The organism is Pseudoalteromonas sp. SWN166 (assembly GCF_015864485.1).
In the GTDB taxonomy this organism is placed as follows: domain Bacteria; phylum Pseudomonadota; class Gammaproteobacteria; order Enterobacterales; family Alteromonadaceae; genus Pseudoalteromonas.
Window position 1 is genome coordinate 81,624 of record NZ_JADYXB010000002.1, and the last position, 15,599, is coordinate 97,222.

A 15,599-nucleotide genomic window follows, 5' to 3' on the forward strand; every position below is an offset into this window, starting at 1 on the left:
GTGCAACAAATTGCATTTCCTGCTAAGGTATTTAACTGCTAAGTAAGTGTGAATAAAAATAGAATAATAAAGAGGAATAGGGAACTATGCGCCTAAACGGTGTGCAAAGACTATTAGAAACTGGGCTGATTATCAGCACCTTTACGGCAATATTTATTTTATGTGCCTTGATCAGCTTTGATCCAGCAGATGCTGCATGGTCGCAAACTAGTTTTAGCGAAGTAAGCAATATCACAGGAGCAGCCGGTGCATGGATAGCCGACATTTTATTACTCACCTTTGGTTGGTTGGCTTACTTAGTGCCAGCGGCCATTCAGCTATTTGGCTACTTGCTATTTAAACAACCTCACCGCATTTTACAGCTTGATTACACCACCTTAGCGCTGCGTGTTATTGGTTTTGCTTTGTTTATCACCTCAGCTACCGCTATTAGTAGTATCAATTTTGACGATATTTATAACTTTTCCTCTGGTGGGGTAGTGGGCGATGTTATTGCATCAGCCATGATGCCTGCGTTTAACTTTACCGGCACCTCTATATTATTGCTGTGTTTCTTTTTTGCCGGGCTTACCTTATTAACGGGTGTATCGTGGGTTGATTTTGTAGATTACCTTGGCGATTTAATGGTTAGGTTTTATCGCTTTATAGTATCGTACGCAAAAGGTTGGATGCACCGAGAACACGCTGCGGGCAAAGCAAATAATAACGATGAAGCTGACGCTCACTTTGAAGACGATATTCATGAGCAAATAGAGCTACCTACATCAGCTAAAAAAGCAGATAAACAAAAAGCAATTAATAAACCGCAAACGCCATTTAGCGAGCCACAAATTAGTGACGACTTTATGCCGTTTGATGAGCTTGACGACATACTCGATCAAGAGATTGGCTTTAGCGCCATAGACGACGAGCCAATGGATACAGAAGCTGCATTAAATGCACTCGATCAGAGCCCCGTTATAGAGCCAGAAAAACCAGTTACAACGGTTGTATCGCCAGCTAGGCCAATGCCTAAACCAAAACCTGCGTATCAACCGCCGCCAACGGCTAAAGAAAAGTTTGAGCAATTACTCACGCAAGAGCCACCACCGGGGCCATTACCGTCGCTTGATTTACTCGACAGACCGGATAAAGCTAAAAACCCAATTTCGCAAGAAGAGCTCGATACAGTATCGCGCTTAGTAGAGACAAAACTACTCGACTTTAACGTTCAAGCTAAAGTTGTTGCTGTATACCCAGGGCCAGTTGTTACACGTTTTGAGCTAGATTTAGCACCCGGTATTAAAGTATCTAAAATTACAGGCTTAGCTAAAGATTTAGCGCGTTCGCTTTCGGCAATTAGTGTACGTGTTGTAGAAGTTATACCAGGTAAAACGTATGTAGGTATTGAGCTTCCTAACAAACACCGTGAAATAGTACGTTTGTCAGAAGTAATAAACGCCCCAAAATTTGAACAAAACCCTTCGCCACTTACTATGGTGTTAGGTAAAGACATTGCCGGTCAGCCTGTATGTGCCGACCTTGGTAAAATGCCACACTTATTAGTAGCAGGTACAACCGGTTCAGGTAAATCAGTGGGCGTTAATGTCATGATAGTAAGCTTACTGTACAAATCGGGTCCTGACGATGTACGTATGATCATGATTGACCCTAAAATGCTTGAGCTTTCAGTATACGAAGGTATTCCGCACTTGTTGTGTGAAGTAGTGACCGACATGAAAGAAGCCGCTAACGCACTGCGTTGGTGTGTAGGCGAAATGGAACGCCGTTATAAATTAATGTCAGCATTAGGTGTACGTAACTTAAAAGGTTACAACCAAAAAGTGCTTGAAGCCAAAGAAGCGGGTTACCCAATTCTTGATCCATTATTTAAAGACACAGATGGCATGAAAGAAGGCCCGGACGAACTAGGTAAATTACCAAGTATTGTTGTAGTAATTGACGAATTTGCCGACATGATGATGATTGTTGGTAAAAAAGTAGAAGAGCTGATTGCCCGCATAGCCCAAAAAGCACGTGCGGCTGGTATTCACTTAATACTGGCAACTCAGCGCCCATCGGTTGATGTAATTACAGGTTTAATTAAAGCAAATATACCAACACGTATGGCATTTCAGGTATCGAGCAAAATAGACTCACGTACCATACTTGATCAACAAGGCGCCGAAAACCTGCTGGGTATGGGTGACATGCTTTATTTACCACCAGGTACTAGCGTACCAGAGCGTGTGCATGGCGCGTTTGTAGACGACCATGAAGTACATGCCGTAGTAAACGATTGGAAAGCGCGTGCAAAACCAAATTACGTTGATGAAATACTCAATGGCGATGCAAGCGAGGATATTTTATTACCAGGTGAAGCAAGCGAAAATGCAGACGAAGAAAACGATCCATTATACGACGAAGCCGTGTCGTTTGTAATCGAAACCGGCAAAGTATCGGTGTCGTCAGTACAACGTAAACTACGTGTTGGTTATAACCGAGCAGCACGCTTAGTAGAACAAATGGAAACATCGGGTATCGTGAGTTCACCAGGTCATAACGGCGCTCGCGATGTATTAGTACCTAATGGAGCAAATTTATGAAAAAAGTTAACGCCTTATTATTAGTGTTAGGCAGCGTACTTGCCGCACCAAGCTTTGCTGACGACAGCCAAGCATTACAAGACAGACTTGCCACTTTAAAAAGCTTTAAAGCGCAATTTGCACAAAAAGTAACAGACAAAGAAGGCCAAGCAGTAATGCAAGGCGAGGGCACAATAGCGCTCCAACAGCCTATGATGATTCGCTGGCAGCAAACTAATCCAGACGATACATTATTTGTATCAAACGGTGATAAAACCTATTACTTCGACAGTTTTGCTGAGCAAGTAACGATTATGAAAACCAGCAGCCTAATTGATTCAACACCATTTGTGTTACTTACATCAAAAGACCCAGCACAATGGGAGAAATACAGCGTACTTGCAACAAATACAGGCTTTAGCGTAACACCAAATAAAGGCGTAGAAAGCCAAGTAGAACAACTTGATATAGCGTTTGCAGATAACGAACAAGGCCTTGCTAAACTAGTAGTTACTGACAACTCAGGGCAGCTATCGTCATTTACGTTCAGCGATGCCCAAGTTAATACACAGCTTGATAAGAGCACTTTTGAATTTACGCCTCCTGAAGGTGTTGAAATAGACGATCAGAGTAACGGTGAGTAATTTAGGATTTAATTTTGGGCCCGATGTACGCCCACTCGCCGCGCGTATGCGCCCTACAACGCTTGACGAGTACATTGGCCAACAGCATTTATTAAGTGCTGACAAACCACTGCATCAAGCCATTGTAGCGGGGCGCTGCCATAGTTTAATTTTGTGGGGCCCGCCGGGTGTAGGTAAAACAACACTAGCGCAAATAATTGCCAACCATGCAGATGCCTCACTTATTCAAATGTCGGCGGTAACCGCAGGCGTAAAAGATATACGTGACAGTGTAACGCAAGCGCGCGATAACTTAGAAAGCCGCGGCCAACGCACCCTTATGTTTGTTGACGAGGTACACCGATTTAATAAATCTCAGCAAGATGCGTTTTTACCGCACATAGAAGACGGCACCTTTATATTTGTAGGTGCAACCACCGAAAACCCCTCGTTTGCCCTTAACAACGCTATATTGTCGCGTGCGCGAGTGTATGTTTTAAAGTCGCTTGCCGATGCCGATTTATACACTGTAATAGAGCGCGCACTTAAACAAGACGAGCAGCTAAGCCAAAAACACATCACTATTGCCGACAACGCTAAAAAGGCACTGTGCCAAGCAAGTGGCGGCGATGCGCGTAAAGTACTTAATTTACTTGAACAAGCAGTTGATTTAACTACCGAGAAAAACGGTCAATACAACGTAGATGAGCACGTACTTAGCCAAGTGTTACCTACTCATTTAGCTAAATACGATAAAGGCGGCGATGAGTTTTACGATTTAATCTCAGCCTTTCATAAATCAGTACGTGGCAGCTCTCCTGATGGTGCATTGTATTGGTATTGTCGAATTTTAGCTGGTGGCGGTGACCCTCTATACGTAGCAAGGCGATTACTTGCTATTGCCACAGAAGACATTGGTAACGCCGATCCGCGCGCAATGGAAGTGGCGTTAAACGCATGGGATATATTTCAGCGAGTAGGCCCTGGCGAAGGTGAGCGTGCTATTGCACAAGCCACATTGTATTTAGCCAGCGCCCCCAAAAGTAATGCGGTGTATATGGCGTTTAATCAAGCCAAGCAGGATGCTCAAAACGAGCCAAGTTACCCTGTGCCAGAGCATTTACGCAATGCGCCAACCAACTTAATGAAAGACCTAGGTTACGGCGCCGAGTACCGCTATGCGCATAACGAAGAAGGCGCATTTGCCGCAGGTGAAAAGTACTTACCGCCAGAAATGGAAGGTAAAGAATATTACTTACCGAGCGATCGCGGGCTTGAGCAAAAAATTAAACAAAAACTCGACTACCTAAAAGAGCGCGATGCGCAAAGCCCACTTAAACGGTACGAAAATGATTAAACTTTACATGATGATTGCACTTGGCGGAGCCTCAGGTGCGTGTTTACGGTTTTTTATTAGCGAAAGCATGCTAAAACTCCTCGGTAGGGGATTCCCTTTTGGCACGTTGACGGTTAATATTCTGGGTTCATTGTTAATGGGCATTTTGTACGGTTTGATAGATAAAGAAATTATCACCGCAAGCCCCGCCAAAACCCTTATCGGTATTGGCTTTTTAGGTGCATTAACCACCTTTTCAACATTCTCAATGGACTCGTTGTTGTTATTACAACAAGGTCACTTTATTAAAATGGCCCTCAATATCATCTTAAACGTGATGGTGTGTATTTTTATGGCTTGGCTGGGCCTTCAGCTAGTAATGCAAAAAGGTTAAAAAACTAACATGTTAGATTCTAAATTTTTACGTCAAGACATCGAACAAACTGCAGCACGTTTAGCAGCGCGCGGTTACGAACTCGATGTAGCGACGGTAACGGCACTTGAAGAAAAACGCAAAACATTACAAGTAAAAACGCAAGAACTTCAAAGTCAACGTAATGCAAGCGCAAAAGCAATTGGTCAAGCCAAAGCAAAAGGCGAAGACGCGCAGCCACTACTTGATGCAGTGGCTAACTTAGGTAGCGAGCTAGACGCTGCTAAAACTGAGCAAGATGAAGTATTAGCCGCAATTAACGACATTGCCTTAGCAATTCCTAACTTGCCAGATGAGTCAGTACCTGCGGGTAAAGACGAAGACGACAACGTTGAAATTTTAACGTGGGGCACGCCTAAAAAATTCGATTTTGAAGTTAAAGATCACGTTGATGTAGGGCAAGACCTAAACGGCTTAGACTTTGAAATGGGCGTTAAAATTAGTGGCGCACGCTTTACCGTAATGCGTGGTCAAGTAGCGCGTATGCACCGAGCACTAACGCAATTTATGCTAGATACACACGCTGATAAAAACGGCTACACAGAAATGTATGTACCGTACTTAGTAAATAGCGCTAGCCTTTACGGCACAAGCCAATTACCTAAATTTGCGGGTGATTTGTTCCATACGTTGGGCCTTGTAAACGACGATGGCGAACAACAAGCCGGCTTTAGCTTAATTCCTACAGCTGAAGTACCGCTTACTAACAGCGCGCGCGACGAAATTTACGACGAAAGCGATTTACCAATTCGCTTAGTTGCTCACACTCCATGTTTTAGAAGTGAAGCAGGCAGCTATGGCCGCGATACGCGTGGCTTAATTCGTCAGCACCAGTTTGATAAAGTTGAACTTGTACAGCTTGTAAAACCAGAAGACTCAATGGCAACACTTGAAGAGTTAACAGGTCATGCAGAGCAAATACTACAAGCACTTGACCTACCATACCGTAAAGTGATTTTATGTATGGGCGACATGGGCTTTGGTTCAGCTAAAACATACGATTTAGAAGTATGGTTACCTGCGCAAGACACATACCGCGAAATTTCATCATGTTCAAACATGGCTGATTTTCAGGCTCGCAGAATGCAAGCACGTTTTCGCCGTGAAGGTGTTAAAAAGCCAGAGTTACTACATACACTAAATGGTTCAGGCTTAGCCGTTGGCCGTACACTAGTAGCAATATTAGAAAACTACCAACAAGCCGATGGTACAGTAGTAGTACCAGAAGTATTACGCCCGTACATGGGTGGACTGGAAGTGATTGGTAAACAATAATTCGTAGCAAGTAAAACATTAAAATGCCGCGTTATCTAAATGGAAACGCGGCATTTTTCATTCTAGTTATACACTAAAGTTTAATGACTGTTATTAATCTACTATAACCACTTGAAATACACATTACATTAATTTTAAAATATATTATTAACTCGCAAGGGAAACAACGTTAATGTTAAATAGCCATATTACATTTCATACTAAACACGACACACATAAAGAAACACTACTTAAGTTTGTTGCTTTATTGTGCGTACTTATTGCTTATTTTTCGTATATGAGCTGGAAATATGATGCGTCTACAGGCTTTGGTGTTTCAGTACTTACATGGAGCTTTTTTGTTTTATGTACGCCAATTGCGGATGGTGGGTTTATTTTAGCGTTTCCAATAAGGTTATTATTTAAAATTAAAATGGCCTATACACAAATAGTACTTTGGTTTGTTGCGATCGGTATTAATGTGTATATGTATTTTAAAACCCCTGAAATTTATGACTTAACATTCGTAACTCAGTTATTAAAACATATTTTGTCAGAGCCGTACCCCTATTGGAGTATTTTATTGATTAGTGCGCTTGGTACTTTTTTGTCAATTTATTTTGGTGATGAAATGATGGATGTAGCCTCGCATAAAGACAGGGCCAAAGCGCAACGTCATGGATTTAAATACAAAACATTTATGGTGCTTGGTTTAGGTATTTTAACTGTAACGGCTTACTACTTCTTGTTAAGTAGCTTACATATTGCTTTACCTCAATAAATTTATAGGATATATAAACGCAGGATATTTAAAGCAAGCCATTAGGTTTTTAATTGAATCATGGGTTAATTAAATTTAGCACTCATTTTTTTGTAGTTAAGCGGTGTAATCACCGCTCTATATAAAAATCAGGAATAATATGAGTTGCCTATATCATCGATAATAAAAGACAGCCACTCTAAATTTTGTTGGCACAAAAAGTAAGGTTAGTGGCGCAGTATAATTAGTTTAATTAAAATATCCGTCCGTTTAATAGGCCGTTAATTCAATATAGGTAACAAGGGGGAGTCTGGATATGATTGAGACATTAAAGATAAAATTACTTGAAGGTATGCACGCTTATAATGATTGGGAATGTGCTTTGGAAATCCCAATTGACTATAGTTTGGATGAATTACATCAGGCAATTTTGTGTGCTGTAGACTTTGATAATGATCATATGTATGAGTTTTGTATTGGTAACTCTTATTACTCTAGAAACGCGCAACGTATAGCATGCAATGAAGATAAGGTAACCCAGGAAACAATTGATAGCATATTTCCACAAGCTAAGGGCAAAAAGCTCTATTATATGTTTGATTACGGTGATAGCTGGTTGTTTCAAATAAGTAAAAGCAGAAAAAAACGCTTTAGTGAAAAGCCTGATATACTTTATCCTCAAGTGGTACTCGAAAGCGGTATAAAACCGGAACAATACCCTGATTGGGATTGATGGTTTTATCTAATCAGGTAGTTGTAGAGCGTTGTGCTCAACTCGTTTTGACCACCGCTTGTATTCATTAGTATACCTTTCGTTTAACTCATATTATGTTAGTCCACGGTTAAAACTACGTGCTCTAACCTAATATTAATAACGCCAATTACCTTGATGTCGGAAAATTAATTAGACACCCATCCTAAAATTACTGTTAATAAAGACATGAATAAACTGACCTTATGGGGTCAAACGAAAGTGAATATCTTTGGTTTACGGTGGGGCAACTGTATTACCTTGTTCATAATATAGAAAAGCTGCAAAACACGATGCATTAAGAAGGGTAAGCCCTCTTACTCTAAATAAAAGCCACTCAAACACCCGTAATCCCTTCCAAAACGCCAATTAAAACAATATCAAACACTTCTATATTCTGCGTAAAAATACAGTAATCGATTGAACCAAAATAGGAACTCAGCTATGGTTTGTTTATCAATAAAAACAAATAAAAACAAATAAAAAACGAGTTAATCTACAGGCTCGTTAGCTGGTAAAAGACTCTGGAGTATGAAAGTTGTTCAATAAAATAATTAAGCATCCATTGACAGGAATAATTATAGGCATAAGTGTTGCGGTGGTTCTTTACTTTGCAGCCAAAGCTGAAGTTGAACCTAAATATGCTGTACAGAATTCAAGATTATTGGCTGAAGTTACAGATAAAACAGGTGATTTAACTCTCCTTTGGAAAAAAAACAAAATAGATAATCTGTACTCTACAGATATCTTAATGTGGAATGCGGGAGGAAATTACCTTGATAAATCTATGTTCTCAGAAACAGATAGGTTGCGGTTATGCCCCAATGAAAATACTCGTATTTTACAAGCAAGATTCATAAATTCATCTAGAGAAAATTTACAATTTTCTCTAGATGAAAATGGAGAAAAAGATTGCTTATATATAAATATAGTTGGAGATGAAGCAATAGAGTCCGGAGATGGTGGTCTGATTAATGTGTTATTTAGTGGAAATCAAGATAGTGAGTTTACTATTAATGGGCGCATAAAAGGTTATAAAAATGGTTTTCAGGTTGTTGAGTGGGATGAAGTAGTATTAAAAATGGATAATACAGCTAAATTTTTATTCCCTGTTATTGTTATTTTACAGTTATTAATGTGTGGTTATCTTTTCATTAGCATTACTAAGCGGCTAATAAATGATGATGATAACTCTAAGTTTGATTATGTAATGTCAGGATCGTGTTTTATCATGATTTTATCTATTTTGTATGTTATCTATGACAGGTATGGAGCACTTGTCTTTGGTGTTCCGTGGGTAACCAGCTAACAAGCGTTTCAAACGGAAAAATACAGTTGGTTGTTTTAACTCCGTTCAACATTTTAGCCAACTATATTTTTCCGCTTAAGCGGGCGTTGAGGCTGTAGAATTACTCTTTTTAGGAACGTATTCTACTATTGTACCCAGATAAAAACCCGGCTATGGTTTGTTTATCAAGATAAATAAACCAGCTAATTTACAGGTTCGTTATGTCTCACAGAGGTTTTATCGCTCTATGAATGTTTTTCTAATAATTGCAGGTACATTAAGTGCTGTTGTAGCAACTTTGCATTTAGGTTGTATTTATTTTGGAGGTTCTTGGTATCGGTTCTTCGGTGCAGGAGAGCAAATGGCATTACTTTCTGAGCAAGGAAGTATTAAACCAACTCTTATTACTAGTGTAATTGTTCTGATTCTATCAACTTGGTCATTGTATGCATTTTCAGCCGCAGGTGTGATTTTTAAACTTCCATTCATCCGACTTGCTCTTGTATTAATAACTTTTATTTATTTAGCCCGCGGTGTTGCTGGATTCTTTCTGATAAATAACCCTATGGGGCGTTCGCCTGAGTTTTGGATTTGGAGTTCTATTATTTGTTTATCTTTTGGTATTGTTCACCTTGTTGGTTTAAAACAACAATGGGCAAGCTTGTGAGTAAAGTGTAATCTAATAAAGAATCAAACAAGGGCTATTACAATTGGCTTTTGGTAAAGCATTATATTTATAGTTAACTACTTCTCGCCAATAATTGAAGGAACAAGGAATATTAAAATGGATAAAATGTCAGTTCACATAACCTCTAAACCTTTAGAAACTTACCCGCAAAATTACCCGCAAAAACAAACTTTAAAGGTGGTAGCTGATGAAGTAACCGAAAAAGCGACTATTCACAAAGCAGCGGATCAAAGTGACCAAGTGGATATATCTGAAGAAGGAAAATAAAAAAGCCTGGAAGATCAAAATAGAGAGGCGTTACGCAAATTATCAGGCAATGAAGATGTAAGTCAGGCATCACAATCAGAAGGTGACCCACTTGATGAACAGATTGCTGAAATACAAGAAAAGCTTGAAAAGCTACTACAAGAAGCTGCATTATTACGCAGTAAAGATGATGAAGAGTCGCAGGCTAAAGTGAAGGTGCTAGAAGCCGAAATTACAGGGCTTAACACTCAACTTATTGAGTTATTGAGACAGCAATTAGAATCGGGTAAATAACAAGCACAGTAAGTATTCGCAGAGGCAGTTGGAGACAAGAACGTTATTAAGAACATAATAAAGACGATCACCTTAATCTTAAAGATAAAGGGGTTAAACCCTGATCTTACTAATCAAATTACTTAATTAACCAAAGTGGCTTATTTAAAGCCGCTACGTTACTTTTAAAGCGCAGCGGCTCTTACGCCCCTTGTGAATTAATTTGATGTCATCAACATTAGCTTTGCATCTTTCCCATCGGTTAATACCGCTACGTTACCTTTATCAGTTATAAATACATCTCTTAGTCTTCCTGCGGCCTCAGGGAAGACGTGAGACTGAGTAAACTCACCGTTGGCCAGATTAACGCTGTAGAGTTTTTTATCGACGAGTGTAGTTATGAGTACATGTTGTTGCAGTGAAGGGAAAGCGGTATGTTTAGAACCATAATACGCCATGCCTGATGGGGCTATTGATGGCGTCCAATTAACACTTGGTTTTTGCATGCCTTTATATTCGGTAAATGGTGAAATACGCGCTTGCGAATAATCCTTACCATAAGTGATTACAGGCCAGCCATAATTAGTGCCAGCGGTTAAATAGTTTAGCTCGTCACCGCCTGCAGGGCCGTGTTCGTGGCTAACAATTTGCTGTGTATCATAATCATAAACTAAGCCTTGTGGGTTACGGTGACCAAGTGAGTAAACAGCATGTGCATTTAGGTTTTCGTTATTAATAAATGGGTTGTCTGTTGGAATGGTGCCATCTAGGTTTATACGTAATATTTTACCAAGTTGGCTGGTGATAACTTGTGCTTGCTCTCTAAAGTCAAACCCATCGCCCGTTGAAACTAATAACGTATTATCGGGTAGTACAAGGGCGCGTCCAGCGTAATGTTGCGGTGTGTTTTTATCAGTTGCCACTTTATAAATAACGTTAGGCTTTGAAAAGTGAGTGCCGTTAAATGTGGCTTTGGCAACAACCAGCCTGTTTGCGCTTGCATCACCTTGGGCATAAGTAAAAATAATTTCTTTGGAGTCGTTATAATCTGGTGATAATACAATGTCGAGTAAACCACCTTGGCCTGCAACGTATAAGCCCTCAAGGTTTAATTTTACTCTTGATTGCGCGTTGTTTTTAACTATCACTACGTGACCATCACGCTCTGTAATTAACCAGGTGCCGTTTTGTAGTTCAACCATGCTCCACGGAGATTGTAATTGAGTAGCCAGTATTTTTGTACTGTATTGCTCCTTTGGGAGCGCAACGCCTGCATTAACAGAAAACGAAAAAAGCGAAAGCAGTGTAAAAAAAGAGATACATTGTTTACGGGGCAAGCCTTTGCTAGCATGACTAGTATAAGAGAAAAGCTTTATTTTAAGTTGATATAACCATGTCGTTTTTAACACGTATATTGCCTTCATTTTTAATTTCTTGGTTACTTACATTCACACTTGCTAGCTTGTTTCATAGCCAATACGTTGTCAATCAATTAGTTAAAGTAGGTGTAGTGGTGGGCTTTAGTGATCGTGCTAGTTTAACGCTTGATGATTGGTTAGGTCTATTACCTACCTACGGCGCTATTATTGCCGTAGCACTTGCCATCGCTTTTTTTGTTACCGTAAAGCTCAATAAAAAGGCTCAAAAATACAGTACTCAGCTATTTGTTATTGCGGGCATTGTGGCGTTTGCTATTGTGTTAATTGCCATTGAATCAATTATGAATATTCATATTATAGCGGGAGCAAGAGGCTGGGGTTTTTATTTGCAGCTGCTTGCAGGCGCGGTAGGTGGTTATGCGTTTTCACAATTAATAAAGGTAACTAACAACCAAAAAGAGTGTTAGATGTATGAATGTGAATACGGCTTATACATTATTTTGATGATTAACAAATAAAAGCCGCTGTTTATTATAAACAGCGGCTTTAAATATGATTTTTTTAGAATTTAACTAAAAATCAAACTAATTAGTTTGTAGCTACTTAGCCCAAAAATTAGGATTAAAACGGGTAGGGTGACTAGGTTTAAAACCACAGAGTTTGTGTAGTTGCCCATAACGCCTTTTTGATTAACCAGCCATACTAGGTAAGTACTAACAATAGGGAGTAATAACCCGTTAGCTGCTTGCGCAAATATAATTACCGCTACAGGGTCTAAACCGAGTGAGGCAACCGCAGCACCAAACAATAAAATAACAATAGCAACGCCTTTGAAGCGTGCGTTACTCATATCGTTTGACCAACCTAACATGCCACACACAGCATAAGCACCCGCAAGTGGCGCTGTAATGGCGCTTGTTAAACCAGCTGCAAACAAGCCAATAGCAAAAAAGTAATGAGCGGCATCGCCAAGTAATGGCTCTAGCTGTACGGCCATGTTAGCAGCACTAATTTGCCCCGCATCTGTACCATAAAATGCAACCGATGCAGTAGATAAAATAGCGAGCGTGATCACACCGCCTAAGGTAATTGATAGGCCTGTATCAACATTTGTTTGTTTGATCACTTTTTCCATATCGCTGTTACTGTCGTGCCTAGCAGCGAGCACGCCGGAGTGTAAAAATAAGTTGTACGGCACAATGGTAGTGCCAACTAAAGCGAGTATGGTTGTAATAGAACCCTCAGGCATACTAGGGATAAAACCTGAAAATACATCACTGAGCGAGGGAGCAGCCATTACAAGTGTTGAGATAAACACTAAGCTCATTAAAATAACGAGTAAAATTAGCGCGTTTTCAACCACTTTATGTTTGCCGCTATACAATAAAGCAGCACTTAAAAAAGCAATAAGTGGTGTCCATATTTGAGAGCTAACTTGAGGGAATATTTCAATTAAGCCCATGCTAGCGCCACTTAAGTTACCCGCTTCATAAGCTGCACTGCCCACGCCAATGGCGCTAATAACTAAAAATATAGCCAAAGATTTAAATAAGGGCGTTTGAATATGTGCTCTGAGCGCTTGAGCTAAATCTTGCCCGGTAGCAACGCCAAGGCGCGCCGCCATAGATTGTAATAATATAGTGGCAATTACTGAAAACAGTAATGTCCATATAAGTGCAAAACCAAAGTTTGCACCTGCCACGCTGGCAGTAGTAATGGTCCCTGGTCCAATGAAGGCAGCGGTGACGAGAAGTCCTGGTCCTAATCGCATAATTGACCTTAATAGTGCTATTGCACGTTTTTATTTAAAGTTACATCCAACGTTTAAAAACGATATTTATACGCGATGCCTGTTGTGTCATTGCTGCCACTTACAGTAAGTGCCTTGCAGCGATTATCGCCCCTTGGCTGGTTCTCATTTAACAAGCATATGTTAAAAAAGGTCGCGTAGGATACCAATTTATATATATATTTAAAGGGGATAAAGTGCGTTTGAATAAAGTTTAAGCTAAAAGTGGGTATGAGTAAGTGTTACAAGCTAAGGTTCAAAGTTAAAATAACGCTTACTGCACAAATAAGCAGAGTATTAAATGCAGTAAATTTTAAACGAATATATAAGCCAATCGAGTTAAATAGGTGATGCCGATATTAATATCAGCATCAGTGTATTTACTTTATTAGCGATTTAATCACTTCTAAGCCTTTTTTTAGAGTATTGGCATCAGTAGCATAGTTAATACGAATACACTCGTGCTTGTGCGCCCAACTGTCGTCAATGCCAATAAAAAAGTTGTGACCTGGGATCACATACACGCCTTGCTCTTTAAGCTTTTGATACAACACTTCGCTGGTTATTTTTGCATCTTTAAACCATAGCCACATAAAAAATGCGCCTTCAACTTTGTGCAAATAAACAGGCAGTTCGGCAAATACTTCATCAAACAACTCAATCGCTATGTGTGCTTTATTACGATAAAAAGGCAACACAACATTACGGCACAGTGGGAGTAGTTCGTTGTCGTTAATTAATCGAGTCACTAAGCTTGGGCCAATACTGTTTGGCGATAACACCATACTGCCATTTACGCGCCCGATGGCTTTAATAATCTCATTATTGGCAACTACAATACCGCTGCGTAAACCAGGTAGGCCAAGTTTTGAAAGTGACATACATAAAATAATGTTTGAGTTCCACGTTAGGTTTGCATCGGTGTAAATACAACCAGGGAACGGATCGCCATATGCATTATCAATAATAAGCGGTATAGCGTACTTATGTGCAAGCGCATCCAAATGGCGTACTTCTTCATCGGTAATTACGTTGCCGGTAGGGTTTGTAGGGCGTGATACACAAAGTGCACTAATACTACTGTCGGTTGCTAATACGTTTTCAACTGCGTCAAAATCAATCACATATTTAAATTGTTTTGAGCCATTTTCAGTATTTAGAATTTCGATATCTGGTTTTATGGCAACAAACATATCATCCGATAAACCTTGGTCGGCATAACCTACGTATTCTGGCGCAAGGGGAAATAAAATCTTTTTATGGCTGCCATCAGGCATTTCACCTGCCAGCATATTAAACAACACAAAAAAGTTAGCTTGGCTGCCATTACCTAGTGCTACGTTATCGGCGCTAATATCCCATGCATATTCTTTACTTAGCTGGCCCGCCAATGCAGCTCTAAACTCGTCGTTACCGGTAGGGCCATCGTAAAGGCCAAATACTTGCGATACTTTATTACTAGCAACTAGCTTTTGTAACTCGGCTAAAAACACATCATTTACTTGTGGCACTAATGCGGGGTTACCGCCACCCAGCATAACAATATTAGGATTGTTGCTGTTTTTAGCACCGCCTAAGTCTTCCATTAACTGAGTAATGCCGTTGGGCTGTGTAAATTTAGTGCCAAAGTTTGAGTAGTTCATAATACCTGTTTTACGCTAGTAAAGGGGAGGGCAGTATAGCGTAAATTATGTGCTTAAATTGCATGTTGAGAATAATTCACGGCATTGTTTTATTGTGTACAAGGCCATTTATTTTAAGCATTACAAATACAGTTATTTAAAATACAATTGCGCACAAGTAGTAAATTTATATTAGAAGAAATTAGCTAATTATGGCATTTGATCGCGGTTTAGAAGAAAGGCTTTACGAGTACTTTGAGAGTCGTGACGATTTAAAGGTCAAAAAAATGTTTGGCGGTTTATGCTTTTTACTCTCAGATCATATGTGCTGCGCTATTATCGACGATAAATTAATGGTGCGTACGGGCGCTGATAATTATGAGCATTGTTTAGCTAAACCTCATGCAACCAAAATGGACTTTACGGGTAGGGCCATAAAAACCATGGTATATGTAATGCCTGAGGGGTTTGAGTCAGATACAGATTTAGCTCAGTGGCTTACCATTGTTAGTGACTTTGTTGATTCACTACCGCCAAAAAAGGCGAAACTAAAAAAGGTTAAAGTCGCAAAGCAAATTTCTGTTTAAACAAAA

The 15,599-nt window shown here is 39.8% G+C and carries 15 protein-coding genes; 12 read left to right on the top strand and 3 right to left on the bottom strand.

What is annotated here, in order from left to right; all coding sequences use genetic code 11:
* Nucleotides 1-86: 86 nt before the first annotated feature.
* The 10 genes from I6F49_RS01615 to I6F49_RS20295 all read left to right on the top strand — a co-directional run bounded on the left by I6F49_RS01615 (nucleotide 87) and on the right by I6F49_RS20295 (nucleotide 9,964).
* Nucleotides 87-2,585: a DNA translocase FtsK gene (locus I6F49_RS01615; RefSeq protein ID WP_197175099.1), complete on the top strand. Its 2,499-nt coding sequence runs from the start codon at nucleotides 87-89 to the stop codon at nucleotides 2,583-2,585.
* Nucleotides 2,582-3,208, top strand: coding sequence for an outer membrane lipoprotein chaperone LolA (lolA, locus tag I6F49_RS01620; protein ID WP_197175101.1), 627 nt, complete (start codon nucleotides 2,582-2,584; stop codon nucleotides 3,206-3,208). The genes I6F49_RS01615 and lolA overlap by 4 nt, the downstream gene beginning before the upstream one ends.
* Complete coding sequence (locus I6F49_RS01625) at nucleotides 3,201-4,544, top strand: replication-associated recombination protein A (protein WP_197178098.1); 1,344 nt, start codon at nucleotides 3,201-3,203, stop codon at nucleotides 4,542-4,544. The genes lolA and I6F49_RS01625 overlap by 8 nt, the downstream gene beginning before the upstream one ends.
* On the top strand, nucleotides 4,537-4,917 hold the full coding sequence (crcB, locus tag I6F49_RS01630) for a fluoride efflux transporter CrcB (RefSeq protein WP_021032117.1): 381 nt from the start codon (nucleotides 4,537-4,539) through the stop codon (nucleotides 4,915-4,917). Before I6F49_RS01625 ends, crcB begins: the two co-directional genes overlap by 8 nt.
* Nucleotides 4,918-4,926: 9 nt before the next feature.
* Nucleotides 4,927-6,231 (top strand): serine--tRNA ligase, encoded by a 1,305-nt coding sequence (gene serS, locus I6F49_RS01635; RefSeq protein WP_096793228.1) that lies wholly within the window; start codon nucleotides 4,927-4,929, stop codon nucleotides 6,229-6,231.
* A gap of 172 nt (nucleotides 6,232-6,403) precedes the next feature.
* On the top strand, nucleotides 6,404-6,991 hold the full coding sequence (locus tag I6F49_RS01640; protein WP_166419449.1) for a hypothetical protein: 588 nt from the start codon (nucleotides 6,404-6,406) through the stop codon (nucleotides 6,989-6,991).
* 295 nt (nucleotides 6,992-7,286) lie between these two features.
* Entirely contained in the window at nucleotides 7,287-7,703 is a 417-nt protein-coding gene (locus I6F49_RS01645) for an IS1096 element passenger TnpR family protein (protein WP_197178099.1), read from the top strand.
* 583 nt (nucleotides 7,704-8,286) lie between these two features.
* Entirely contained in the window at nucleotides 8,287-9,030 is a 744-nt protein-coding gene (locus I6F49_RS01650; RefSeq protein WP_197178100.1) for a hypothetical protein, read from the top strand.
* Between the two features lie 226 nt (nucleotides 9,031-9,256).
* Nucleotides 9,257-9,676 carry a hypothetical protein gene (locus tag I6F49_RS01655; protein ID WP_101162874.1) on the top strand — a complete coding sequence of 140 codons (420 nt, stop codon included), beginning with the start codon at nucleotides 9,257-9,259 and terminating at the stop codon, nucleotides 9,674-9,676.
* A gap of 117 nt (nucleotides 9,677-9,793) precedes the next feature.
* On the top strand, nucleotides 9,794-9,964 hold the full coding sequence (locus I6F49_RS20295) for a hypothetical protein (protein WP_231615003.1): 171 nt from the start codon (nucleotides 9,794-9,796) through the stop codon (nucleotides 9,962-9,964).
* A 470-nt stretch (nucleotides 9,965-10,434) separates the two neighbouring features.
* Here I6F49_RS20295 and I6F49_RS01665 read toward each other — a convergent pair whose 3' ends face one another.
* Nucleotides 10,435-11,625, bottom strand: coding sequence for a PQQ-dependent sugar dehydrogenase (locus I6F49_RS01665; RefSeq protein WP_197178101.1), 1,191 nt, complete (start codon nucleotides 11,623-11,625; stop codon nucleotides 10,435-10,437).
* Here I6F49_RS01665 and I6F49_RS01670 point away from each other — a divergent pair.
* A complete protein-coding gene (locus tag I6F49_RS01670) occupies nucleotides 11,610-12,062 on the top strand; it encodes a hypothetical protein (protein ID WP_197178102.1) in 453 nt (150 codons plus the stop codon). The two genes, I6F49_RS01665 and I6F49_RS01670, sit on opposite strands and share 16 nt — an antisense overlap.
* A gap of 101 nt (nucleotides 12,063-12,163) precedes the next feature.
* Here the strand turns inward: I6F49_RS01670 and I6F49_RS01675 are convergent, their stop codons facing one another.
* Together I6F49_RS01675 and I6F49_RS01680 are read right to left on the bottom strand one after the other, a co-directional pair.
* Nucleotides 12,164-13,366: an Nramp family divalent metal transporter gene (locus I6F49_RS01675; RefSeq protein WP_197175111.1), complete on the bottom strand. Its 1,203-nt coding sequence runs from the start codon at nucleotides 13,364-13,366 to the stop codon at nucleotides 12,164-12,166.
* Between the two features lie 398 nt (nucleotides 13,367-13,764).
* Nucleotides 13,765-15,027: a valine--pyruvate transaminase gene (locus tag I6F49_RS01680; protein WP_197178103.1), complete on the bottom strand. Its 1,263-nt coding sequence runs from the start codon at nucleotides 15,025-15,027 to the stop codon at nucleotides 13,765-13,767.
* Between the two features lie 191 nt (nucleotides 15,028-15,218).
* On the opposite strand from I6F49_RS01680, the gene I6F49_RS01685 reads away from it, so the two are divergent.
* Nucleotides 15,219-15,593 (top strand): TfoX/Sxy family protein, encoded by a 375-nt coding sequence (locus I6F49_RS01685; RefSeq protein ID WP_197178104.1) that lies wholly within the window; start codon nucleotides 15,219-15,221, stop codon nucleotides 15,591-15,593.
* The last annotated feature ends 6 nt before the right edge of the window (nucleotides 15,594-15,599 follow it).

Coding starts and splice junctions, on each gene's coding strand:
- I6F49_RS01685 (WP_197178104.1), top strand. CDS start 15,219: ATGGCATTTGATCGCGGTTTAGAAGAAAGGCTTTACGAGTACTTTGAG.
- crcB (WP_021032117.1), top strand. CDS start 4,537: ATGATTAAACTTTACATGATGATTGCACTTGGCGGAGCCTCAGGTGCG.
- I6F49_RS01680 (WP_197178103.1), bottom strand. CDS start 15,027: ATGAACTACTCAAACTTTGGCACTAAATTTACACAGCCCAACGGCATT.
- I6F49_RS01640 (WP_166419449.1), top strand. CDS start 6,404: ATGTTAAATAGCCATATTACATTTCATACTAAACACGACACACATAAA.
- I6F49_RS01655 (WP_101162874.1), top strand. CDS start 9,257: ATGAATGTTTTTCTAATAATTGCAGGTACATTAAGTGCTGTTGTAGCA.
- serS (WP_096793228.1), top strand. CDS start 4,927: ATGTTAGATTCTAAATTTTTACGTCAAGACATCGAACAAACTGCAGCA.
- I6F49_RS01615 (WP_197175099.1), top strand. CDS start 87: ATGCGCCTAAACGGTGTGCAAAGACTATTAGAAACTGGGCTGATTATC.
- I6F49_RS20295 (WP_231615003.1), top strand. CDS start 9,794: ATGGATAAAATGTCAGTTCACATAACCTCTAAACCTTTAGAAACTTAC.
- I6F49_RS01675 (WP_197175111.1), bottom strand. CDS start 13,366: ATGCGATTAGGACCAGGACTTCTCGTCACCGCTGCCTTCATTGGACCA.
- lolA (WP_197175101.1), top strand. CDS start 2,582: ATGAAAAAAGTTAACGCCTTATTATTAGTGTTAGGCAGCGTACTTGCC.
- I6F49_RS01670 (WP_197178102.1), top strand. CDS start 11,610: ATGTCGTTTTTAACACGTATATTGCCTTCATTTTTAATTTCTTGGTTA.
- I6F49_RS01645 (WP_197178099.1), top strand. CDS start 7,287: ATGATTGAGACATTAAAGATAAAATTACTTGAAGGTATGCACGCTTAT.